The sequence below is a fragment of the Pseudomonas hormoni genome, assembly GCF_018502625.1.
In the GTDB taxonomy this organism is placed as follows: domain Bacteria; phylum Pseudomonadota; class Gammaproteobacteria; order Pseudomonadales; family Pseudomonadaceae; genus Aquipseudomonas; species Aquipseudomonas hormoni.
The window spans coordinates 210,711-233,678 of the sequence record NZ_CP075566.1 but is presented as its reverse complement, the minus strand read 5'-3'; the positions used below and the strand labels follow the sequence as shown (position 1 = coordinate 233,678).

Here is a 22,968-nt window from a genome sequence, read left to right as displayed (position 1 = left end):
ACACATGCAATGGGAAGTCGTGATCGGGCTGGAGATTCATACCCAGCTCACCACCCGGTCGAAAATATTTTCCGGTAGTTCCACCACTTTCGGTTCCGAGCCGAACACCCAGGCCAGCCTGGTTGACCTCGGCATGCCCGGCGTACTGCCGGTGCTGAACCAGGAAGCGGTGCGTATGGCAGTGATGTTCGGTCTGGCGATCGATGCCGAGATCGGCCAGCACAACGTGTTCGCCCGTAAAAACTATTTCTACCCGGACCTGCCGAAGGGCTACCAGATCAGCCAGATGGAATTGCCGATCGTCGGCAAGGGCCACCTGGACATCGCGCTGGACGACGGCACGATCAAACGTGTCGGCGTGACGCGCGCGCACCTTGAAGAAGACGCCGGTAAAAGCCTGCATGAAGAGTTCAACGGCGCCACCGGCATCGACCTGAACCGTGCAGGCACGCCGCTGCTGGAAATCGTCTCAGAGCCGGACATGCGCAGCGCCAAGGAAGCCGTGGCCTACGTCAAGACCATCCACGCGCTGGTGCGTTACCTCGGCATCTGCGACGGCAACATGGCCGAAGGTTCGCTGCGTTGCGACTGCAACGTGTCGATCCGTCCGAAGGGCCAGGTTGAATATGGCACCCGCTGCGAGATCAAGAACGTCAACTCGTTCCGCTTCATCGAGAAGGCGATCAACAGCGAAGTGCAGCGTCAGATCGAACTGATCGAAGACGGCGGCAAGGTGATCCAGCAGACCCGCCTGTACGATCCGAACAAGGACGAAACCCGTCCGATGCGCAGCAAAGAGGAAGCCAACGACTACCGTTACTTCCCCGATCCTGACCTGCTGCCGGTGGTCATCGAGGACTCGTTCCTCGACGACGTGCGCGCCACTCTGCCGGAATTGCCACCGCAGAAGCGCGAGCGTTTCCAGGAGCAGTTTGGTCTGTCGGTCTACGACGCCAGCGTCCTGGCCACCAGCCGCGAGCAAGCCGATTACTTCGAGAAAGTCGCGAGCATTGGCGGCGACGCCAAACTGGCGGCCAACTGGGTGATGGTTGAACTGGGCAGCCTGTTGAACAAACAGGGCCTGGACATCGAGCAGTCGCCGGTTTCGGCCGAGCAACTGGGCGGCATGCTGCTGCGCATCAAGGACAACACCATCTCCGGCAAAATCGCCAAAGTGGTGTTTGAAGCCATGGCCAACGGCGAAGGCAGCGCGGACGAGATCATCGACAAGCGCGGTCTGAAGCAAGTGACCGACACTGGCGCGATCTCGGCAGTGCTGGACGAAATGCTTGCGGCCAACGCTGAGCAGGTCGAGCAATACCGCGCGGCAGACGAAGCCAAACGCGGCAAGATGTTCGGCTTCTTCGTCGGTCAGGCCATGAAAGCCTCCAAAGGCAAGGCCAACCCGCAACAGGTCAACGAACTGCTGAAAAGCAAGCTCGAAGGCTGATGAGAATGGAGCCAGCACTCAATTCTGGCTCAATTCCCTGTGGCGAGGGAGCTTGCTCCCGCTGGTCTGCGAAGCAGACCCAAATCGGCAACCGCATTCTTTCAGCAAGAATGCATCAGCCGACTTTGCGACCGCTTCGCGGCCGAGCGGGAGCAAGCTCCCTCGCCACATTTATTTTGGGAGCCTTTCAAATGAAACGTCTATTGGGTGCCTGCGCCCTGCTCTCTCTGCTCGCCGGTTGCGCAAGCACCGATGTCGTCGATCCACACGGCTACGACCAGACAGGCATGGCGTCCTACTACGGCGCCAGACACCAGGGCAAACGCACCGCCAGTGGTGAACGTTTCGACAAAAATTCCCTGACCGCCGCCCACCGCCAACTACCCTTTGGTACGCGGCTGAAGGTCACCAACCTGAAGAACGACAAATCCTGTGTGGTGCGTATCAATGACCGCGGGCCACACACTCGCGGGCGCCTGATCGACTTGTCTCATGAAGCCGCCGAGCAACTGGGCATGCTCAACAGCGGCACCGCACGGGTTCGCGTGCAAGCCCTCGACTGACTGACGGAGCCCCGACCATTTTCGGACTCGCCGACATACCCCTGCTCAGCATGATTGAACTGCTCAGCGGCCTGCTTCTGCTGATCGCCGGCGCCGAGCTTATGGTGCGCGCCGCCGTGCGCCTGGCCGCGCGACTGCATGTGCGACCGCTGATCATCGGCCTGACCATCGTCGCCCTGGGCAGCAGCGCGCCGCAGATGGCGGTCAGCCTGCAAGCCACCCTGGCGCAGAACGCCGACATCGCCGTCGGCAGCGTGATTGGCAGCAGCATCTTCAACATCCTCGTCACCCTTGGGCTCTCGGCACTGATCATCCCGCTACGGGTTTCGCGGCAATTGGTGCGCCTGGACATTCCGCTGATGATCGGCGCCAGTCTGCTGGTGTTCGTTCTGGCATGGAATAAAGAACTGACCCGCGCCGATGGTGTGATGCTGCTGACGGCACTGGCACTGTATCTGGGCTTGTTGCTGCGACAGTCGCGGCACTCGGTCCGTCCGCAATCGACAACGCATGACGCCCCGCAAGTGCCATGGTTCAGCAGCCTGCTGATGATCGTCGCCGGTTTGGTGATGCTGGTGTATGCCGGGCACTTGCTGTTGGGCGCCGCGGTGTCGGTCGCCAAAGACCTGGGGCTGTCGGAAAGGATCATCGGCCTGACCATCGTCGCCGTCAGCACGTCCCTGCCGGAGCTGGCCACTTCGTTGATCGCTGCCTTGCGTGGTCAGCGCGACATCGCCGTAGGCAACGTGATCGGCAGCAACCTGTTCAATCTTCTGGGCGTGCTGGGCGTTACCGCGCTGATCGCGCCGTCACCGTTGTCAGTCTCGCCCAACGCACTGGCTTTCGACTTGCCGGTGATGCTCGGCGTCGCGGCGCTGTGCTTGCCGATGTTCTATTCCGGTTATCGGGTGACCCGCGCCGAAGGTCTGCTGTTTCTGGGTTTGTACCTGGCGTACGGTCTGCACGTGGTGTCGTTCACCACCGGCATGCCGCTGGCGGGCAAGCTTGAACACCTGATGCTGCTTTTCGTCCTGCCGGCGCTGGTGGCGTTTTTGTTGTTCACGTCGCTGCGCGCCTGGCGTCGCCAACACCATAAGAGGGAATTGCCATGACCGCCCCTAAAAAGCCCGGCGTTGAAGTCCGCCGCCAAGTGATGGGCGACGCCTTCGTCGACCGCGCGCTGGGCAATGCCACCGAGTTCACCCAGCCGTTGCAGGATTTCGTCAATGAACACGCCTGGGGCAGCGTGTGGAATCGCGAAGGCCTGCCGCTGAAAACCCGCAGCCTGATCACCCTCGCCGCGCTGACCGCGTTGAAGTGCCCGCAGGAATTGAAAGGCCACGTACGCGGTGCGCTGAACAACGGTTGCACGGTGGAAGAGATTCGCGAGGCGTTGCTGCATTGTGCGGTGTATGCGGGCGTGCCGGCGGCGATCGATGCGTTTCGGGCGGCGCAGGAAGTGATTGAAAGCTACCAGAAGCCGGAGTAAGCAGATCCATCGCCTTCGCGGGCAAGCCTCGCTCCTACAGGTTCGCGTCGTACACATTTTTTGTTAACGACACAGCCCCTGTAGGAGCGAGGCTTGCCCGCGAAGAGGCCCTGAATAACACCACAAATCCCGAAATCAGATCCACCCACCCCACTGCAACAAAAAGATCCCGATATTGGTGGTCACCGCCGCCATCAATGTAGTGATCACAATGATCGCCGCCGCCAGTTCATGATTGCCATTGGCCGCCCGGGCCATGACAAAACTGGCGGCCGCGGTCGGGCTGCCGAAGTACAGGAACAAGATCCCCAACTCAGCGCCGCGAAAGCCCCATAACCACGCGCCCAGCGTTGCCAGCACCGGCAGGCCGATCATCTTCACCAGGCTTGAACTCAGCGCCATGTTGCCGCTCTTGCGCATGGCCGCCAGCGACAGCGTGCCGCCGATGCAGATCAACGCCAACGGCAACGTGGTTTGCGCCAGGTACTGGCCGGACGTCTCCAGCCAGCCCGGCAAACCGATCTTGAAATAAGCAAACGGCGCCGCCGCAAACACGCTGATGATCAGCGGGTTGATCATCACGCTTTTGCAGATGCTCCACGGATCGGACTTGATCACCGGGCTGTAGACCGCCAGCACAATGGTCGAGAGCGTGTTGTAGAACAGGATCACCAGCGCCGCGAGAATGGCCCCGAGGGAAATCCCGTAATCGCCGTACATGCTTGCCGCCAGTGCGAGGCCGATGACGCCATTGTTGCCGCGAAAGGCGCCTTGGGTATAAATCCCGCGGTCTTCACGCGGACACTTCCAGATCGCCCAGCCCCAGGCAATGGCGAAACACACCAGCGTCGCAATCGAGAAATAGATCAGCAGCGCCGGTTGCAGTGCGGCGTGCAGGTCCGCATGCAGGATGCCCAGGAACAGCAACGCCGGCATGGTGACGTTGAACACCAGGGCCGACGCGGTGTGGATGAAGTTGTCGTTGATCCAGTCGATGCGCTTGAGCAGCACACCCAGAAACAGCATGGCAAACACCGGCGCGGTGATGTTCAGGGTTTCGAGGAAGATGGCCAGCATGCCGGGAGTTACCTTGGGTGGGCGTCGTTAGGGGGCTAATGATAAGCCACTGGGGACTTCGGCGTCTGGTCGAGCAGGTGATGGGGAACCTGTGGCGAGGGAGCTTGCTCCCGCTGGGTCGCGAAGCGGCTCTGAAAATAGGGACTGCTACGCAGTCCAGCGGGAGCAAGCTCCCTCGCCACAGTCTTAGGTAATCGGCGCCGGGTTGAACAGGGTGATGTCGTTATGCAGTTTGTGCTGCTCGGCCCACGTCTGCTTTTTCCCGCTGGCCACGTCCAGGTAGTAGTGAAACAACTCCCACCCAAGATCTTCAATTGAAGCCCGCCCGGTCGCAATCCGCCCGGCATCAATGTCGATCAGGTCAGGCCAGCGCTGCGCCAATTCAGTCCGGGTCGACACCTTCACCACCGGCGCCATCGCCAAACCATACGGCGTACCGCGCCCGGTGGTGAACACATGCAGGTTCATCCCCGCCGCCAGTTGCAACGTCCCGCAGACAAAATCACTGGCCGGGGTCGCGCAGAAAATCAGGCCTTTGCGCTTGAAGCGTTCGCCAGGGCCAAGCACCCCGTTGATCGCGCTGCTGCCGGATTTGACGATCGAGCCCAATGACTTCTCGACAATGTTCGACAACCCGCCCTTCTTATTGCCCGGCGTGGTGTTGGCGCTGCGATCCGCTTCGCCCTTGGCCAGGTAACGGTCGTACCAGTCCATTTCCCGCACCAGTTCCTGAGCGACTTCCTCGGTTTCGGCGCGGGAGGTCAGCAGGTAAATCGCGTCACGCACTTCGGTGACTTCGGAAAACATCACCGTCGCGCCTGCGCGCAGCAACAGGTCCGAGGCAAAACCCAGCGCCGGGTTCGCGGTGATCCCGGAGAACGCATCACTGCCACCGCACTGCATGCCGAGGATCAGCTCGGACGCCGGCACGGTTTCCCGGCGACGTAGATCGAGCTTCTTCAAACGGGTCTCGGCCAGCGCCATGATCTGCTCGATCATCTCGGTGAAACCGTGACTCGAATCCTGCAAGCGATACAGCCACGGATCACTCAAATCCACCGAGCTGTCGTTCTCGTGCATCACCTGCCCGGCCTGCAATTTCTCGCAGCCCAGGCTGATGACCAAGGCTTCGCCACCCAGGTTCGGGTTGCGGGCCAGGTTACGTACGGTGCGGATCGGTATGTATGCGTCGGTGGCGGTGATCGCCACTCCACAGCCGTAACTGTGGGTAAGCGCCACCACGTCATCGACGTTCGGGTACTTGGGCAGCAATTCATCCTTGATGCGCTTGACCGCATGATCGAGCACCCCGGTGACGCATTGAACCGTAGTGGTAATCCCCAGAATGTTTCGCGTGCCGACGGTGCCGTCGGCGTTGCGATAACCCTCGAACGTGAAACCTTCGAGCGGTGCCTGCGCGGCCGGCACTTCGGTGGACAGCGGCAAGCTGTCCAGCGGTGGCGCGGTGGGCATGCGCAGTTGATCTTCCTTGACCCAGCTGCCGCGCGGAATCGGCTGCAACGCGTAGCCAATGGTCTGGCCGTAACGAATCACCTGGCCGCCCTCTGGAATGTCTTCCAGGGTGACTTTATGGCTCTGCGGCACGAAGTCCACAGTCACCAGGCCGTCCGGAAACTCGGTGCCTGCCGGTACGCCCTGATCGTTGACCACGATCACGACGTTGTCCCGCTCGTGCAGGCGGATGTAGCGCGGCGAGTCGGAATGTTCAATCAACTGCATGACGCCGCTCCTCAGGAATGCGCTTGAGACAATTTGTTGTTGGTTTCAGGACCGCTGACTGGCGGCTCCTTGAGCACCACACGCTTGATCGGCCCCACGATCACCAGGTAGCTGAACACGGCGACCAGTGCGTTGCAGCCGACAAACACCAGCGCCCATTTGAACGAACCGGTGGAACTGATGATGTAGCCAATCACGATTGGCGTGGTGATCGAAGCGATGTTGCCGAAAGTGTTGAACAAGCCACCGCTGAGACCGGCGATCTGTTTCGGCGAGGTATCGGACACCACCGCCCAACCCAGCGCACCCACGCCTTTGCCGAAGAATGCCAAGGCCATGAAGCCCACGACCATCCATTCAACATCGACATAATTGCAGGCCACGATGCTGCTGGAAACCAACAGGCCGGCAATGATCGGCGCCTTGCGGGCGAAGGTCAGTGAATGGCCCTTGCGCAACAGGTAATCGGAAATCACCCCGCCGAGCACACCACCGATGAAGCCGCAGATCGCCGGCAACGAGGCGATGAAACCGGCCTTCAGGATGGTCATCCCGCGCTCTTGCACCAGGTACACCGGGAACCAGGTCAGGAAGAAGTAGGTGATGCCGTTGATGCAGTACTGGCCCAGATACACGCCGAGCATCATGCGGTTGGTCAGCAGCTGGCGGATGTAGTCCCACTTCGGACCATCGACCTTTTTGCCCTTGCCTTTGTCCTGGTCCATATCGACCATGCCGCCGTTGTCGGCGATGTGCTGGAACTCGGCGTCGTTGATCATCGGGTGCTGGCGCGGGCTGTGGATAACCTTGAGCCAGATGCCCGAGAAAATGATGCCGATCACGCCCATGACGATGAACACGTGCTGCCAGCCGAAGCTGTAGACGATCCAGCCCATCAGCGGCGCGAACAATACGGTGGCGAAGTATTGCGCCGAGTTGAAGATCGCCGAAGCGGTGCCGCGTTCAGCCGTCGGAAACCAGGCCGCGACGATGCGTGCGTTGCCGGGGAAGGATGGCGCTTCGGCCAGGCCCACCAGGAAGCGCAGCATGAACAGCGCAACCACCGCCGTGGACATTCCGAATTCACCGACATAACCCTGCAGCACGGTGAACAATGACCAGGTGAAAATGCTCAGCGCGTAGATTTTTTTCGAGCCGAAACGGTCCAGCAGCCAGCCACCGGGAATTTGCCCGGCCACGTAGGCCCAACCGAATGCAGAGAAGATGAAGCCGAGGGTGACCGCGTCGATGCCGAGGTCTTTTTGCAGGCTGGAGCCCGCGATGGCGATGGTAGCCCGGTCGGCGTAGTTGATCGTGGTCACCAGAAACAGCATGAGCAGGATCAAATAGCGGACGTGAGTCGGCTTCTGAGTCGATTGCATGTAGATGTACTCCCACTGATTATTTTTATGCGGGTAATAACGGTCTTGTTTTTTGTGGGAGCTGGCCTGCCAGCGATGCGGACACATCGGTATGTCAGTCACACCGCGGTGATGCCATCGCTGGCAGGCCAGCTCCTACAGGTATTGCGTGTATCAGGAGCCGATGTAGCTGGTTTTTACGACCGTGTAGAACTCTTGCGCGTATCGACCTTGCTCGCGGGAGCCATAGGATGAACCTTTACGCCCACCGAATGGAACGTGGTAATCCACGCCCGCGGTCGGCAGGTTGACCATCACCATCCCGGCCTGGGAGTGGCGCTTGAAGTGGTTGGCGTACTTCAGCGACGAGGTGGCGATGCCCGCCGACAAACCGAATTCGGTGTCGTTGGCCATGGCCAGTGCCGCTTCGTAATCCGCGACGCGAACCACGTTGGCCACCGGGCCGAAGATTTCTTCACGGCTGATACGCATCGCGGCTTCGCTGTCGGCAAACAACGTTGGCGCGAGGTAGTAGCCTTCCGTATCGCAGGTCACCAGACCACCGCCGCTGACCAGACGCGCACCTTCGGACTGGCCGATGTCGATGTACTTCATGTCTTGTTCAAGCTGAGCCTGGGAAACCACCGGACCGATGTCGGTGCCGGTTTTCAGCGCGTGGCCGACCTTGATCGACTTCATGCGCTCGGCCATGGCTTCGACGAACTTGTCGTGGATGCCGGCGGTGACGATGAAACGGCTGGATGCGGTGCAACGCTGGCCGGTGGAGTAGAACGCGCTCTGTACCGACAGCTCGACCGCTTGCTTGAGGTCGGCGTCGTCGAGAATGATCTGCGGGTTCTTGCCACCCATTTCCAGCTGAACCTTGGCCTGGCGCGACACGCAGCTGACGGCGATCTGACGACCCACGCCCACCGAACCGGTGAAGCTGATGCCGTCGACTTTCGGGCTCTGCACCAGCGCATCGCCCACCACGCGACCGCTGCCCATCACCAGGTTGAACACGCCGGCCGGGAAACCTGCGCGAGAGATGATTTCAGCCAGGGCCCAGGCGCAACCCGGAACCAGATCGGCCGGTTTCAGCACGACGCAGTTGCCGTAGGCCAGGGCCGGGGCGATTTTCCATGCCGGGATGGCAATCGGGAAGTTCCACGGGGTGATCAGGCCAACCACGCCCAAGGCTTCGCGCGTCACTTCGACGTTCACACCCGGACGCACCGACGGCAGATAGTCGCCGGACAGACGCAGGGTTTCACCAGCGAAGAACTTGAAGATGTTGCCGGCGCGGGTCACTTCGCCGATGGCTTCAGGCAAGGTTTTGCCTTCTTCACGGGCGAGCAAGGTGCCGAGCTCTTCGCGGCGAGCGAGGATTTCGGTACCGACTTTATCCAGCGAGTCGTGACGCGCCTGAATGCCCGAAGTGGACCAGGCCGGGAACGCGGCGCGAGCGGCGTCGATAGCGGCGTGGACCTGGGCCAGATCGGCCTTGGCGTAGTTGCCGATGGTATCGGTCAGTTCGGACGGGTTGATGTTGGCGCAGTAATCACTGCCTGCAACCCATTCACCGTTGATGTAGTTATCGAAACGCTTTGCATCTGCCATCTAGAAATCTCCTCACGCAAAAGGCCGCTGATCACTCAGCGGCCTTGTTTAATCGGGTGTGTTACTGCGCACCTTGCTTGTCGATCAGCGCGGCGAGCATTTCGTACTCTTCGCCGGTCAGGTCGGTCAGCGGCGCACGCACAGGGCCTGCGTCGTAGCCGGCAATCTTCGCACCCGCCTTGACGATGCTCACCGCGTAACCGGATTTGCGGTTACGGATGTCCAGGTACGGCAGGAAGAAGTCGTCGATGATCTTGCCGACAGTGGCGTGATCTTCACGAGCGATGGCGTGGTAGAAATCCATCGCGGTTTTCGGGATGAAGTTGAACACCGCCGAGGAGTAAACCGGCACGCCCAGTGCCTTGTAGGCAGCGGCGTAGACTTCGGCGGTCGGCAAACCGCCCAGGTAGCTGAAGCGATCGCCGAGGCGGCGACGGATCGACACCATCAACTCGATATCGCCCAGGCCATCCTTGTAGCCGATCAGGTTCGGGCAGCGCTCGGCCAGACGTTCCAGCAACGGAGCGGTCAGGCGGCAGACGTTACGGTTGTAAACCACCACGCCGATTTTTACCGATTTGCACACGGCTTCAACGTGAGCGGCGACGCCGTCCTGGCTGGCTTCGGTCAGGTAGTGCGGCAGCAGCAACAGACCTTTGGCGCCCAGACGCTCGGCTTCCTGTGCGTACTCGATCGCCTGACGGGTCGAACCACCCACACCGGCCAGAATCGGCACGCTGGTTTCGCAGGTGTCGACGGCAGTCTTGATGATTTCCGAATATTCGCTGGCCGCCAGAGAGAAAAACTCACCGGTGCCGCCCGCGGCGAACAGAGCCGAGGCGCCGTATGGGGCCAGCCATTCGAGACGCTTGATGTAACCAGCGCGATGGAAATCGCCCTGGGCATTGAAATCGGTAACCGGGAAAGACAGCAGACCGGAAGAGAGGATGGACTTCAGTTCTTGTGGATTCATTATTCGAACACCCTGGGTGGCACGTTTGTGTGTGAGGAAATCGTTCAGCCTGCGCCGAAGTTGTAGGTCATCGTACAACTTAAAAAACAACCGTCAACTGCATTTCATCGCCGCATCCAAAATTTATGCGTCGGAAAAGTATTTTCTTGACGTAGGAAAGTTCTCCTCTATGCTCTGAATAACTGTATATACATACAGTTATTCTGGAACATACCGGCGACATATCAAGGAGATAGAAATGTCAGGTCTACACACACAAACGCAGGTAAAACCGAAGCAGGTCATCGCTGGACTGGATGATCTGTTTTCCGAGAACGGCATCGCCATTACGCGCAATGATCATCTGGTCCTGCGCCTCGACGCCCATGGCACCGACGCCCATCAACCCTCGGCCTCTGCATCCGCAAACGCCTTGAAAGGTAAGCCACAGCTGAAGTTCGAGGGCGGTGAACACACGGCCATCGGCGACAACACGCTGCTGCGTTTCGTCAAGGACGCCCCCGCGATAGTGGCGTCGCAGGTCGAGTTGCACTTGCCGAACGGGTTGGCGCTGACCTATGGGCAGGTCGTCGCGCTAGGGGGTGATTTCTATGGAATTCCCGATAAACCGATCAGCGAAGGCGCGACGGCCGCCGACCGGATCCAGCGATTTACCGAGGCCTTCAATTCCCTGGCGGTACTGCCCGCGTCCAATGCCGAGGTGAAGCTGATTCTCGGTGTCATGCAGAAGGAAATTGCCGCAGTCAAACAGGCGATCAAGGATGGCAAACAGCCCCATGAGGCCTATGACGCCCTGGGTGATACGTTGTCGGAAGAGTGGAACAAGATCACCGGCGGCGGCAGTATTGTTTCGGCTCTGTATCCCTTGGGCCGCTACCTGAAACTGGCCGCCAACAATGCCGATCACTTCGCCGAGTGGGCGCTGCTGGCCTACATCGCCGGGCACACCGCCGCGTTGCAACAAGCGGTGATCGCCCACAACACGGGCGATGACAAGTCGCTGGAACTGGCTTACGCGATGAACGCTTTCGCCGATCACTACTTGACCGACCTGTTTTCCGCCGGCCACCTGCGCGTGCCACGCAAACAGTTGGCGGCGGTGGTCACGCCGAGTGATCTGGGCTCGTTGATTACCCGCTTCATGCACGACGAAGACAGCAAGTTCGGCCTCAACGTGCGTAATGGCGATGGCGCTCAATGGCATGCGTATGGCGACAAGCGCTACTTCGATGCAATCGACAGCGCCAATCGCCTCCAGGTCAATCAAGCGGTTCAGGTGTCGGCTGATGAGATATTCGCGGCGTACCTCAGCGGCATCGCCCCGTCGCCCGGCAGTTTCGCGGGATTGAAAAAACTGCCTGATCTGCAAGCGGTCCTGAACCCGGCGGGCAATTTCTCGCCGTTGTTCAAGGTCGAGGGCACCAAAGTGCTGCGACGCAAGGACGTCAACAACCTGAACGATACCGCCACGGTGGATGACTGGTGGGGCTGGAGCACTTACCTGCTGCTCAAGGACTACAACCCGACTGGCAACGTGGCCTGATAAGGAAATCAATCATGACGATCAAATTGAAACTGGAACTGGCTTCTGGCGAATCGCTCAAGGGTGTGCCGCTGGAACTGCTGTCTGATGGCACGCCCATCGCCCGGTCCATCGTCGATGAACAGGGTAACGCCACATTCGACGCAAAAGCCGGGAGCATAGGCCTGCGAGTACGGGTGGATCGCTCGATCCTGAGAGACGCTTAGGTCCGTCACGTCCGGCGCGTCCAGTGTGGGCGCGCCGGCGATCAGCGCCTGAAATGCCTGGTCATGATCGTTTACAGCACGCCCTGCAAAACGTTCCTACTCTGCTCAGACGGTCGCGAATGAATCACGACCCAACTCGCACGGAGAGCGAACCCATCATGATGCTTGCCCCACCCCATCTCGCGCAGTTATCGAATCAGGAACCCGAAATCACAGCGGTGAAGTTGTCGACCCTGAGTGACACGCTGAAAATCCTGGTGCCCGATTCCGACTATTTCAGAGCCAACTGGGACGTCTATCCGATCCTCGGCGACGATCCTGACGCCCCCGATTGGGCGGGGCTCCATTCCGAAAGAAGTGCTGCAAAGGTACTCGAATACAACCGTTGAACTGCGCTACAAATTCGCCGATGAATCCAGCATGGAACCCTATTCGGCCCCGTTAACGCTGTACTTCGAAGCTTGATGTTTCAGCGCTGCGCTTCAGCCTCTTCATGGGCATGACGCAACCGCTCGCGGCTATTGGTCAAGTGCAGGCGCATGGCGGCACGAGCGGCATCGGAATCCTGGCGGGCAATCGCATCGTAAATCTCTTCGTGCTCACGGCTCAGACGACTCATGTAGTGTTGCTGATCGTCGTGGGCCAGGCGCGCAGAGTTGAGTCGAGTGCGCGGAATGATGCTGGTGCCGAGGTGGGTCATGATGTCGGTGAAATAGCGGTTGCCGGTCGATAGCGCGATTTGCAGGTGGAACTGGAAGTCCGAGGCCACGGCATCACTGGCATGGGCCGCGCTTTCGTTCAAGGCGTCCAGCGCGGCGCGCATCAACGCCAACTGTTCAGGGCTGCGACGTTGTGCGGCGAGGCCGGCGGATTCCACTTCGAGACTGATGCGCAGTTCCAGAATCGCCAGCACATCACGCAGCGTCACCACGGTGGCCGGATCGATACGGAAACCACTCGGGCTCGGGGTATCGAGCACGAAGGTGCCGATGCCGTGACGGGTTTCCACTTGCCCGGCCGCCTGCAAGCGGGAAATCGCCTCGCGAACCACGGTGCGGCTGACGCCATGGGCATCCATGATCGCCGACTCGGTGGGCAACTTGTCGCCGCGCTTGAGATGACCGTCGCGGATCTGCTCGGACAGCACCGTCACCAGTTCCTGTGCGAGGCTGCGGCGCTTGCGAGGGAGGCGTGGTGCGTCGATCGGGTTTTCCATGGTGAACGTCTGTCTCGAAAAATTCGGCTGAAACCGCATCATAGCGCAAGGCGGTTGTACGATCACCGTCAGCGAACACTATCCCCGTGGGAGCGGGCTACTGTGGCGAGGGGGCTTGCCCCCGTTCCAGTGCGCAGCACTGGCAAGATCTTGTAAGCGTACGAGATTTTGGGGCCGCTTCGCGACCCAACGGGGGCAAGCCCCCTCGCCACAAAGGCTCCATCCAAAAGGAGGGCGGTGGTGGTTATGCGGTCACTGTTTGTTCCACCAAATGCCCGTTGTCGATGCGCACATGCCGCGGGTGGAAGCGCTTCAGGCTGCTGCGATGCCCGACACTGACAATGCTCAGCCCCGGAATTTCATCGATCAGCGCCTGATACAGCGACGCCTCATCCTCTTCGTCCATCGCCGAGGTCGCTTCGTCCATGTACAGCCATTGCGGTGCATAAAGCAGCGCACGGGCAAAGGCCAGACGTTGCTGTTCACCCGGCGAGAGCATGCGCTGCCAGTGATTCGCTTCATCCAGACGCGAAACCAGGTGCGGCAAACGACAGGTTTCCAGCACGTGAACGTAACGCTCGTTCGGATAGGTGTCGCCGGCCTGTGGATAACTTAGCGCTTCGCGCAGCGTGCCAATCGGCAGGTAAGGCTTTTGCGGCAGGAACAGATAGCGCGCCGTCGGCAGACGAATGCTGCCGTGGCCCGCCGGCCACAGATGCCCCATCGCCCGAAACAACGTGGACTTGCCACTGCCGGAACGGCCGCTGAGCATCACGCGCTCGCCCTCCTCCACGGTCATGTCGGCGTTGGTCAGCAGATGACGACCATCAGCGAGGTCGAGGCCCAGGTTATGCACTTTCAACGCCGAGCCCGAATTCTGCACGTCGATGGCGGGTGCGCGCTCTTCGTTGTCGGTCATGGCCTGGCGGAAACTCAGCAGACGATCACACGTGGCGCGCCACGACGCGAGGTTCTGGTACGCACTGATAAACCAGCTGAAACTCTCCTGCACATTGCCGAACGCCGAACTGATTTGCATCAGCTCACCGAGCTCGATCTTGCCGGACAAGTAACGCGGCGAAGCGACGATGAACGGAAAGATGATGGCTGCCTGTTGGTAACCTGCGGTAAAGAACGTCAGACGCTTGGACACCTTCATGATGTCCCAGAAATTGTGCCAGACCATCCCGAAGCGGCTGCTCAAGCGACGGTTTTCATTCGGCTCGCCGTTGTACAGCGCAATGCTCTCGGCATTTTCGCGAATCCGCACCATCGAGAAACGCAGGTCGGCTTCGAAGCGTTGCTGTTGGTTGTTGAGGCCGATCAAGCGTCGACCGATCAAATGGGTCAGCCAGCTGCCGATCACGGCATACACCAGCACACACCAGAACATGTAGCCCGGAATGGTAAAACCGAGCACTTCGATACTGCCCGACACGCCCCACAGAATGATCGAGAACGACACCAGGCTGACAATGTTGCGCAGCAAACCGATGCCCAGTTCCAGCGTGTTCGAGGTGAAATTGTTGAGGTCTTCGGAGATCCGCTGGTCCGGGTTATCGGTGTAACCGCCCTGCTCCAGTTGGTAGTAATTCTTGTTGCCGAGCCAGCGGGCGAAATGCTTTTCCGTGAGCCAGGCACGCCAGCGAATGGTCAGCATCTGGGTCAGGTAGAGCCGGTACACGGCACCGACAATCGCCACCGCCGCAATCCCGCAGAAATACAGAATCAGCCGCCAGAACGCCGCTTCGTCTTTTTGCTGCAGCGCGTTGTAAAAATCCTTGTACCAGGTGTTGAACCACACCGAGATGCCCACGCTGATCAACGATAACGCAATCACCGCGATCAGCAGCGTCCAGGCCTTGACCTTCTCCTCGCTGCGCCAGTAAGGCGTGATCATCGCCCAGACTTTGCGAAAAAACTGCCCGCGCACAGCATCGTTGACCGCGGAATATTCAGCGTTCTGATTCATGGATAAGGCTCAATAAAGAAAAGTACAGGCACGAACCGATCATAGAGGATCGGTTCGGTTTGTCGCGAGGCGTGGCCGGCATTCGTTCAGCGCAGGTTCAGCGACGAACGGGACGCTTCTGCAGTTTGCGCTGCAGCGTGCGGCGGTGCATGCCCAGGGCGCGGGCAGTGGCGGAGATGTTGCCTTCGTGTTCGGTCAATACGCGCTGGATATGCTCCCACTGCAGGCGGTCCACCGACATCGGGTTTTCCGGCACCAGGGTGTCGAGGTCGGCGTGCTCGGAGAGCAGCGCGGCCAGAACGTCATCGGCATCCGCCGGTTTGCACAGGTAGTTGCACGCACCGCGCTTGATCGCCTCGACGGCGGTGGCAATGCTCGAGTAACCGGTGAGGATCACCACGCGCATGTCCGGGTCGAGCTCGAGCAGTTTCGGCAACAACACCAGGCCCGAATCGCCGTCCATTTTCAGGTCCAGCGCGGCGTAATCCGGAATGTCGGCCTGGGCGATGGTCAGGCCTTCTTCGGCGGAACCGGCGGTACTGACGCGAAACCCCCGGCGGGCCATGGCGCGCGCCATCACGCGGGTGAACGTGGCGTCGTCATCTACCAGCAGCAAATGCGGCAGTTCTTCGCCTTCGACTTGGATCTCGTCACTCATGTTCGTCTCCTCGGGCGACACGGGGCAGGCGCAGCTCGGTGAGCGTGCCGCCTTCCTCATGACTGTAGAGTTTCACTGAGCCGCCGGCGCGTGTCACGCTGGCCTTGCTCAAAAACAGGCCCAGGCCGAAACCTTTGCCCTTGGTGGTAAAAAACGGTTTGCCGATCTGTTCGGCAATGGCCAGCGGCACACCGGCGCCGTGGTCGCGAATGCTGATGGTCAAATCCTCGGCATTCCAGTCCAGTGTCACTTGCAGCCCTTCGGGGCAAGCGTCGGCGGCGTTATTCAGCAAATTCAGCAGCGCCTGGGTCAGGTCCGGCGGCGGCGCCATGCGCGGAACGGTGCCCTGGCCCAAACGCTGGAAGCGGTAGCTGGCTTCCGGGCGCATCAGGTGCCAGCGGTTCAGCGCTTCGTCGAGCCAGTCGGTGACATCCTGCATCTCCACCGCCAAACGGCGATTGGCTTCTGCCGCCCGAACAAGTTGCTGCAAGGTTTCTTTGCAGAGTTTGACCTGATCCTGCAGCACGCTCAGGTCGTCCTGCAGCATCGGGTCGTGATGGTCCTGACGCATTTCCTTGAGCAGCACGCTCATGGTCGCCAGCGGCGTGCCCAGTTCATGAGCGGCACCGGCGGCCTCGGTCGCGACGGCCAGCAATTGCTGATCACGCAGGCCTTCTTCGCGACGGATGGCGCGCAGCTCTTCCTGGCGGCGCAGCTCTTCGGCCATGCGCGCGGCAAAGAACGTAATCACCGCCGCGGCCAGGGCGAAACTCAGCCACATCCCGTAGACCTGCAGGTTCTCCCGGGCAATCGGGAAGGTTTGCAGCGGATAGAAACCCGCTAGCAGCAAGGTGTACATCGTCAGCGCGATGCCCGACAGGATCACCGAATAACGCCATGGCAGCGTCACGGCGGCGATGGTCAGCGGCACCAGGTAATAAGAGACGAAGGGGTTGGTCGAGCCACCGGAGAAATACAGCAAGGCACTGTGGATAAACAGGTCGCAGGCCAGTTGCACGGCGTATTCGAGTTCGGTGACGGGCCATGAAGTGCGCAGGCGAATCGCTGTAAACGCGCACAGCAACATCGAGCAACCGAGGGTCGCGGCCAGTTGAAACCAGGGCAGCGGCAGCAAGTCGAGCCAGTAGGCCAGGCCAACGGAACCGGCCTGGGCGGCCAGCACCAAAGTGCGGATAAACGTCAGCCGCCAGAGATTCTGGCGGGTTGCAGAAGTGATTTGAACGACGGCGAGCATGAGCTCTCCTGATGAGCGCTCCAGGCGGATCGCACGGAGTATAACCAAGCACGGAGGCTGGCAGGCAAAAGTGCGGCAAACGGCCACAGGCACCAACGAGTTTCCCTTGTGGCGAGGGAGCTTGCTCCCGCTGGACTGCGAAGCAGTCCCAAAACCCGCCACCGCGATTCAACAGTCAAACCGCACCAGCCGATTTACGACTGCTTCGCAGCCGAGCGGGAGCAAGCTCCCTCGCCACAACAGTGCTCTCATCCTCTCAGGCATCTGTATAGAAGTTGTAACTGTGCGAACCGGATCATTAAAGCTAGAGTCTGATGGTTTCACGCAGGCTCGGACCCAACCCCTGCGCATCGTCCAAGGAGTTTTCATGCACACTTTCCGCCGCAGCGCCGCCCTTCTCGCCCTCAGCGTCGGCACCGTCGCCAGCCTTCCGGCCCTGGCTGCCGACGAACTGCATTACAACCAGATTTCCCTGCGCGCCGAAGTCAGTCAGGAAGTCGCCCGCGACCTTATGATCGTGACCCTCTACACCGAAGAACAAAACACCGACCCGGCCAAACTCGCCGCGGACGTCAGCACCACCATGAACAAGGCGCTGGCCCAGGCCAAGCAAGTCAAAGACATCACCCTGCGCCAGGGCAGCCGCAACAGTTACCCGATCTACGACACCAAGGGCCAGAAAATCACCGGCTGGCGTGAACGCGCCGAACTGCGCCTGGAAAGCTCCGACTTCGCCGCGCTGTCGAAACTGACCGGCGAACTGCTCACCGACCTGAAAATGGGCGGCATGGACTTCGCCATCGCCACGCCAACCCGCAAGGCCAGCGAAGACGCGTTGCTCAAAGATGCTGTAACGGCCTTCAAAGCCCGCGCGCAACTGGCCACCGATGCACTGGGCGGCAAGGGTTACAAAATCGTCAACCTGAACCTCAACAGTAACGGTTACCCACAACCGTACATGCGCGGGCCGATGATGATGAAAGCGGAGAGCATGGACGCCGCACCGGTGACGCCGGAAGTCGAGGCCGGTACCAGCCAGGTCAGCATGACGGCGGATGGGGTGGTTGAAGTGTTGTTGCCTTGATTCGATAACCTGTACAAAAAAACGGCGATCACCGAAGTGATCGCCGTTTTTTATTGCCTGACAAAAGTCAGCGGTGGGACTGCCTGGTTTGTGGTGATCGCACCGCCGCCATCGCAGGCAAGCTCGGCTTCTACCGGGGGATCAGCAAATATCTGAAAGATATGGGTCGACTGATAGGTCGCCATCGCAGCGATGCGGCGACCCGACAAGCCAGCGCCCACAGGGTCAGGGGCATAAGCAACAATATGGTCGGCTGTCAGGCCGCCATCGCGAGCAAGCTCTGCTCCTACAAAAAGCAAATCGGCGTACCCCCACCAAACCACGAGGCCGAGCGTTAGCTCGCCTTGCGCTTTTGATTTTGATCTGCCCGCCCCTTCGGGAGGCCGAGTGGAGGTTCTGCGCAGTGGGCAACCCGGCATGGATGCCGGGTTAGCCGCCCCCGGCCATGGATGGCCGATGGCGGCGGGCCCACGGAGCAGGACCGGAGCGAGGGAACTCCGAGCCCAGGCGAGGAGCCGGACGCTGGGGCGAAGCCTTTTGCTTACTTTTCGGCGTTTGGAAAAGTGAGTCGCCGTAAGGGCGAAACCGCCAGCAGCCGTTACCGCAGAAATGGATATATACACCGACAACAAGAAACTGGTCGGCTACCAGGCCGCCAAGATAAAGATCAGTGCAAAACGCCAAGGTGTCCACCGACAAACAGCAACGAGTCAAACTGCCCCCACAGCCACAACAAATCCTTAAACAACAAATACCTGGCACACCAATCACCCACTCGACAGTCTTCCACCCCGTCACCGACTTCAAGATCAGTTCCCTCGACCTCACCCCTTCTGCGCGGATGGGTATAAATAAGTAACACCACGCTCCAACCGGGTGCACCAGACACCACGATCGCCCCCAGCCAGTGCATGGTTTGCACCGAAAAAAACCCGCGCAAACGGTCAAATGCGCACGAATTTATACATATGCGACATTAAGGTACGTTCGTGCCACTGTTTAACGCCTGTGGTCGCTCAGGATCTTGCATTGGGTATGGCCCCTGCATAAGTATCCGCAGGCACGGCTCACGAGGTCGTCCTCTAATTCCAAAAATGACAACAAATCATGAGGCCAACATGCTTAAACACGCGGTCATTCCGTTTTTAGTCGGCGCCAGCTTGTTAGCTGCCGCACCTTTCGCCCAAGCGGCGACTAACCTGGTGTTTTGCTCCGAAGGGAGCCCGGCCGGTTTTGATCCTGGTCAGTACACCACCGGAACCGACTTCGACGCCTCTGCAGAAACCATGTTCAACCGCCTGACCCAGTTCGAGCGCGGCGGCACCGCCGTTATTCCTGGTCTGGCGACCAAATGGGACATCTCCGACGACGGCCTGACGTACACCTTCCACCTGCGTGAAGGCGTCAAGTTCCACACCACCCCGTACTTCAAGCCGACTCGTGAATTCAACGCCGACGACGTGCTGTTCACCTTTAATCGCATGATTAACAAGGATGACCCGTTCCGTAAGGCGTACCCGACCGAATTCCCGTACTTCACCGACATGGGGATGGATACCAACATCACCAAGATCGATAAAGTCGACGACCACACCGTCAAGTTCACCCTCAAAGAAGTGGATGCCGCGTTCATCCAGAACATGGCCATGAGTTTCGCTTCGGTGCAGTCCGCCGAGTACGCTGCCCAGCTGCTCAAGGACGGCAAAGCCGCCGATATCAACCAGAAGCCGGTCGGCACTGGCCCGTTCGTGTTCAAGAGCTACCAGAAAGATTCCAACATCCGCTACACCGGGAACAAGGACTACTGGAAGCCTGAAGACGTCAAGATCGACAACCTGATCTTCGCCATCACCACCGACCCGTCGGTGCGTATCCAGAAGCTGAAGAAGGGCGAGTGCCAGATCACTCTGTTCCCGCGTCCGGCCGACCTGAAGGCGCTGAAAGAAGACAAGACCCTGAAGGTGCCTGACCAGGCCGGTTTCAATCTGGGTTACATCGCCTACAACGTGATGGACAAGATCAAGGGCAGCGATCAGCCGAACCCGATGGCTCAACTGAAAGTGCGTCAAGCGCTGGACATGGCCGTCAACAAACAGCAGATCATTGATTCCGTTTACCAGGGTGCAGGTCAACTGGCCGTCAACGCCATGCCGCCGACCCAGTGGTCTTACGACACCACCATCAAGGATGCGCCGTACAACCCTGAGAAAGCCAAAGAGCTGCTCAAGGAAGCCGGCGTCAAGGAAGGCACCGAGATCAACCTGTGGGCAATGCCGGTGCAGCGTCCTTACAACCCGAACGCCAAGCTGATGGCAGAAATGCTGCAGTCCGACTGGGCCAAGATCGGCATCAAAGCCAAGATCGTGACCTATGAGTGGGGCGAGTACATCAAGCGCTCCAAAGGCGGCGAAAACGGCGCGATGCTGATTGGCTGGAGCGGCGACAACGGTGACCCGGACAACTGGCTGAACGTGCTGTTCGGCTGCGACTCGCTGCAGGGCAACAACTTCTCCAAATGGTGCGACAAGAAGTTCGACGGCATCGTCAAGGAAGCCAAGCGCACGACCGACCAGGGCAAGCGCACCGAACTGTACAAGCAGGCGCAACACGTCCTCAAAGACGCTGTTCCAATGACACCTATCGCTCACTCGACGGTGTTCCAACCCATGCGCAACGAAGTGCAGGATTTCAAGATCAGCCCGTTCGGCTTGAACTCCTTCTACGGCGTTAGCGTCAGCAAATAAGATTTGGCAACGGCGACGTTTTTGACGTCGCCGTTGTTTTATCTACCGAGAAAGCAGGAAACAACCTACATCCAGTTCCGCTGCGGACTACAGCAGTGACATCGGACGCGTTGCCCTTTCCTACAAGTCTTTAGGACTCTACGCATTTACTGCCAGAACCGCGGCTCATACCGTCGGGAACTGACCAGTGCATGCGTGGGCTCTCGGTTATTGCTGCACGTCATGGCTTGAGATCAGTGATGCCTCCACGTCCCCGGACGGGACCGCGGCTCATTGAAAACACTTAGAGAAAGATAAAAGGGAGCGTCATGCGCCATACCTTGGTTTTATCCGCATTGCTGGGCACCGGCCTGCTGGCCGCCACTTCCATCAGCCAGGCAGCCAACAACAGCCTGGTGTTCTGCTCCGAAGGCAGCCCGGCTGGCTTCGACACCGCGCAGTACACGACCGCGACCGATAACGATGCCGCCGAGCCGTTGTACAACCGACTGGCAGAGTTCGAAAAAGGCGCCACCAACGTCGTACCAGGCCTGGCAACCAGCTGGGATATTTCCGAAGACGGCCTCAAATACACCTTTCACCTGCGCGAAGGGGTGAAATTTCACACGACCAAGTACTTCACGCCGACCCGTGACTTCAACGCCGACGACGTGCTGTTCACCTTCAATCGCATGCTCGATCCGCAGCAACCTTTCCGTAAGGCCTATCCCACCGAATTCCCGTACTTCAACGGGATGAGCCTGAACAAGAACATCGCCAAGGTCGAGAAGACCGGGCCGCTGACCGTGGTCATGACGCTCAACAGCGTGGACGCCGCGTTCATCCAGAACATCGCCATGAGCTTCGCCGCCATTCTGTCCGCCGAGTACGCCGACAAACTGCTGGCTGAAGGCAAGCCGAGCGACATCAACCAGAAGCCGATCGGCACCGGGCCGTTCGTGTTCAAGAGCTACCAGAAAGATTCCAACATCCGTTACAGCGGCAACAAGCAGTACTGGGACCCGAGCCGGGTCAAGCTCGACAACCTGATTTTCGCCATCAACACCGACGCATCGGTGCGCGTGCAAAAGCTCAAGGCCAACGAGTGCCAGATCACCTTGCATCCCCGCCCGGCCGACGTCGAAGCGTTGAAGAACGACGCCAAACTCAAGCTCATCGAAAAGCCTGGTTTCAACCTCGGCTACATCGCCTACAACGTGCGCCACAAGCCGTTCGACCAGCTCGAAGTGCGTCAGGCGCTGGACATGGCGGTGAACAAGCAAGGCATTCTCAACGCGGTGTACCAAGGCGCCGGGCAACTTGCGCAAAACGCTATGCCGCCGACCCAATGGTCCTACGACGACACCATCAAGGACGCCGCCTACAACCCGGAAAAAGCCAAGGAACTGCTCAAGGCTGCCGGCGTGAAGGAAGGTACCGAAATCACTTTATGGGCGATGCCGGTTCAGCGCCCATACAACCCGAACGCCAAGTTGATGGCCGAGATGCTCCAGGCTGACTGGGCGAAAATCGGTCTCAAAGTGAAGATCGTCAGCTACGAATGGGGCGAGTACATCAAGCGCACCAAGAATGGCGAGCACGACGTCAGCCTGATTGGCTGGACCGGTGACAACGGGGACCCGGACAACTGGCTCGGCACGCTTTACAGCTGCGACGCCATTGGCGGCAACAACTATTCCCAATGGTGTGATCCGGCTTACGACAAGCTGATCAAGCAGGCCAAGGTCGTCACCGACCGTGACCAGCGCACCGTGCTCTACAAACAGGCTCAGCAGTTGCTCAAGCAGCAAGTGCCGATCACGCCTGTCGCCCACTCGACGGTCAACCAGCCGTTGAGCGCCAAAGTCGAAGGATTCAAGGTGAGTCCTTTCGGCCGCAACGTGTTCTCGGGCGTCAGTATCGACCAATAACCGATTAGCCAAAAACGCTGAGGGCGGATTCCGCCCTCACGCAAGCGTGTTGCCGCAATTCGCCTATCAGGCCTGAAGCAAACGTTTGCGATGCCCTGCATGAGTTC

19 protein-coding genes and 1 pseudogene are annotated in these 22,968 nt (G+C 59.6%); 11 read left to right on the top strand and 9 right to left on the bottom strand.

Annotated features, from left to right (window positions below):
* Positions 1-4 precede the first annotated feature (4 nt).
* The 4 genes from gatB (at position 5) to KJF94_RS00980 (ending at position 3,502) form a co-directional block, all read left to right on the top strand.
* Positions 5-1,450, top strand: a complete 1,446-nt coding sequence (gene gatB / locus KJF94_RS00995; RefSeq protein ID WP_214380674.1) for an Asp-tRNA(Asn)/Glu-tRNA(Gln) amidotransferase subunit GatB — start codon at positions 5-7, stop codon at positions 1,448-1,450.
* Between the two features lie 191 nt (positions 1,451-1,641).
* Positions 1,642-2,013 carry a septal ring lytic transglycosylase RlpA family protein gene (locus KJF94_RS00990; RefSeq protein WP_214380673.1) on the top strand — a complete coding sequence of 124 codons (372 nt, stop codon included), beginning with the start codon at positions 1,642-1,644 and terminating at the stop codon, positions 2,011-2,013.
* Positions 2,014-2,063: 50 nt separating this feature from the next.
* The gene (locus KJF94_RS00985) at positions 2,064-3,125 is read left to right on the top strand and encodes a calcium/sodium antiporter (protein WP_214380672.1); all 1,062 of its coding nucleotides are present in this window, start codon (positions 2,064-2,066) and stop codon (positions 3,123-3,125) included.
* Positions 3,122-3,502: a carboxymuconolactone decarboxylase family protein gene (locus KJF94_RS00980; RefSeq protein WP_214380671.1), complete on the top strand. Its 381-nt coding sequence runs from the start codon at positions 3,122-3,124 to the stop codon at positions 3,500-3,502. The genes KJF94_RS00985 and KJF94_RS00980 overlap by 4 nt, the downstream gene beginning before the upstream one ends.
* Before the next feature lie 135 nt (positions 3,503-3,637).
* On the opposite strand, the gene KJF94_RS00975 is transcribed toward KJF94_RS00980, so the two are convergent.
* The 5 genes from KJF94_RS00975 to kdgD form a co-directional block, all read right to left on the bottom strand.
* Positions 3,638-4,579 (bottom strand): AEC family transporter, encoded by a 942-nt coding sequence (locus KJF94_RS00975; protein ID WP_214380670.1) that lies wholly within the window; start codon positions 4,577-4,579, stop codon positions 3,638-3,640.
* 186 nt (positions 4,580-4,765) lie between these two features.
* The gene (gene garD, locus KJF94_RS00970; protein WP_214380669.1) at positions 4,766-6,319 is read right to left on the bottom strand and encodes a galactarate dehydratase; all 1,554 of its coding nucleotides are present in this window, start codon (positions 6,317-6,319) and stop codon (positions 4,766-4,768) included.
* Positions 6,320-6,330: 11 nt separating this feature from the next.
* Positions 6,331-7,788 (bottom strand): MFS transporter, encoded by a 1,458-nt coding sequence (locus KJF94_RS00965; RefSeq protein ID WP_214380668.1) that lies wholly within the window; start codon positions 7,786-7,788, stop codon positions 6,331-6,333.
* A gap of 66 nt (positions 7,789-7,854) precedes the next feature.
* Positions 7,855-9,300 carry an aldehyde dehydrogenase family protein gene (locus KJF94_RS00960; protein ID WP_214380667.1) on the bottom strand — a complete coding sequence of 482 codons (1,446 nt, stop codon included), beginning with the start codon at positions 9,298-9,300 and terminating at the stop codon, positions 7,855-7,857.
* Positions 9,301-9,361: 61 nt separating this feature from the next.
* Complete coding sequence (gene kdgD / locus KJF94_RS00955; RefSeq protein WP_092273349.1) at positions 9,362-10,273, bottom strand: 5-dehydro-4-deoxyglucarate dehydratase; 912 nt, start codon at positions 10,271-10,273, stop codon at positions 9,362-9,364.
* Positions 10,274-10,511: 238 nt separating this feature from the next.
* Here kdgD and KJF94_RS00950 point away from each other — a divergent pair, with 238 nt between their 5' ends.
* From KJF94_RS00950 to KJF94_RS00940, 3 genes are all read left to right on the top strand, one after another.
* The gene (locus KJF94_RS00950; RefSeq protein ID WP_214380666.1) at positions 10,512-11,816 is read left to right on the top strand and encodes a phospholipase; all 1,305 of its coding nucleotides are present in this window, start codon (positions 10,512-10,514) and stop codon (positions 11,814-11,816) included.
* 14 nt (positions 11,817-11,830) lie between these two features.
* Complete coding sequence (locus KJF94_RS00945; RefSeq protein WP_214380665.1) at positions 11,831-12,022, top strand: hypothetical protein; 192 nt, start codon at positions 11,831-11,833, stop codon at positions 12,020-12,022.
* A gap of 119 nt (positions 12,023-12,141) precedes the next feature.
* Positions 12,142-12,411 (top strand): hypothetical protein, encoded by a 270-nt coding sequence (locus KJF94_RS00940; protein WP_250548209.1) that lies wholly within the window; start codon positions 12,142-12,144, stop codon positions 12,409-12,411.
* 80 nt (positions 12,412-12,491) lie between these two features.
* On the opposite strand, the gene KJF94_RS00935 is transcribed toward KJF94_RS00940, so the two are convergent.
* The 4 genes from KJF94_RS00935 to KJF94_RS00920 all read right to left on the bottom strand — a co-directional run bounded on the left by KJF94_RS00935 (position 12,492) and on the right by KJF94_RS00920 (position 17,123).
* Positions 12,492-13,238 (bottom strand): FadR/GntR family transcriptional regulator, encoded by a 747-nt coding sequence (locus tag KJF94_RS00935; protein WP_010463396.1) that lies wholly within the window; start codon positions 13,236-13,238, stop codon positions 12,492-12,494.
* Between the two features lie 244 nt (positions 13,239-13,482).
* Positions 13,483-15,210: an ABC transporter ATP-binding protein/permease gene (locus KJF94_RS00930; protein WP_214380664.1), complete on the bottom strand. Its 1,728-nt coding sequence runs from the start codon at positions 15,208-15,210 to the stop codon at positions 13,483-13,485.
* 97 nt (positions 15,211-15,307) lie between these two features.
* Positions 15,308-15,868: a response regulator transcription factor gene (locus KJF94_RS00925; RefSeq protein WP_017336511.1), complete on the bottom strand. Its 561-nt coding sequence runs from the start codon at positions 15,866-15,868 to the stop codon at positions 15,308-15,310.
* Positions 15,861-17,123, bottom strand: coding sequence for an ATP-binding protein (locus tag KJF94_RS00920; protein ID WP_214380663.1), 1,263 nt, complete (start codon positions 17,121-17,123; stop codon positions 15,861-15,863). Before KJF94_RS00920 ends, KJF94_RS00925 begins: the two co-directional genes overlap by 8 nt.
* A gap of 367 nt (positions 17,124-17,490) precedes the next feature.
* Between KJF94_RS00920 and KJF94_RS00915 the strand changes: the two genes are divergently transcribed.
* The 4 genes and pseudogenes from KJF94_RS00915 (at position 17,491) to KJF94_RS00905 (ending at position 22,861) form a co-directional block, all read left to right on the top strand.
* Positions 17,491-18,207, top strand: a complete 717-nt coding sequence (locus KJF94_RS00915) for an SIMPL domain-containing protein (protein ID WP_214380662.1) — start codon at positions 17,491-17,493, stop codon at positions 18,205-18,207.
* A gap of 670 nt (positions 18,208-18,877) precedes the next feature.
* Positions 18,878-19,066: pseudogene (locus KJF94_RS30415) on the top strand (ABC transporter substrate-binding protein); the annotation flags it as partial.
* A gap of 259 nt (positions 19,067-19,325) precedes the next feature.
* Positions 19,326-20,951: an ABC transporter substrate-binding protein gene (locus tag KJF94_RS00910; RefSeq protein WP_214380661.1), complete on the top strand. Its 1,626-nt coding sequence runs from the start codon at positions 19,326-19,328 to the stop codon at positions 20,949-20,951.
* A gap of 308 nt (positions 20,952-21,259) precedes the next feature.
* Positions 21,260-22,861, top strand: coding sequence for an ABC transporter substrate-binding protein (locus KJF94_RS00905; RefSeq protein ID WP_214380660.1), 1,602 nt, complete (start codon positions 21,260-21,262; stop codon positions 22,859-22,861).
* Positions 22,862-22,968 lie beyond the last annotated feature (107 nt).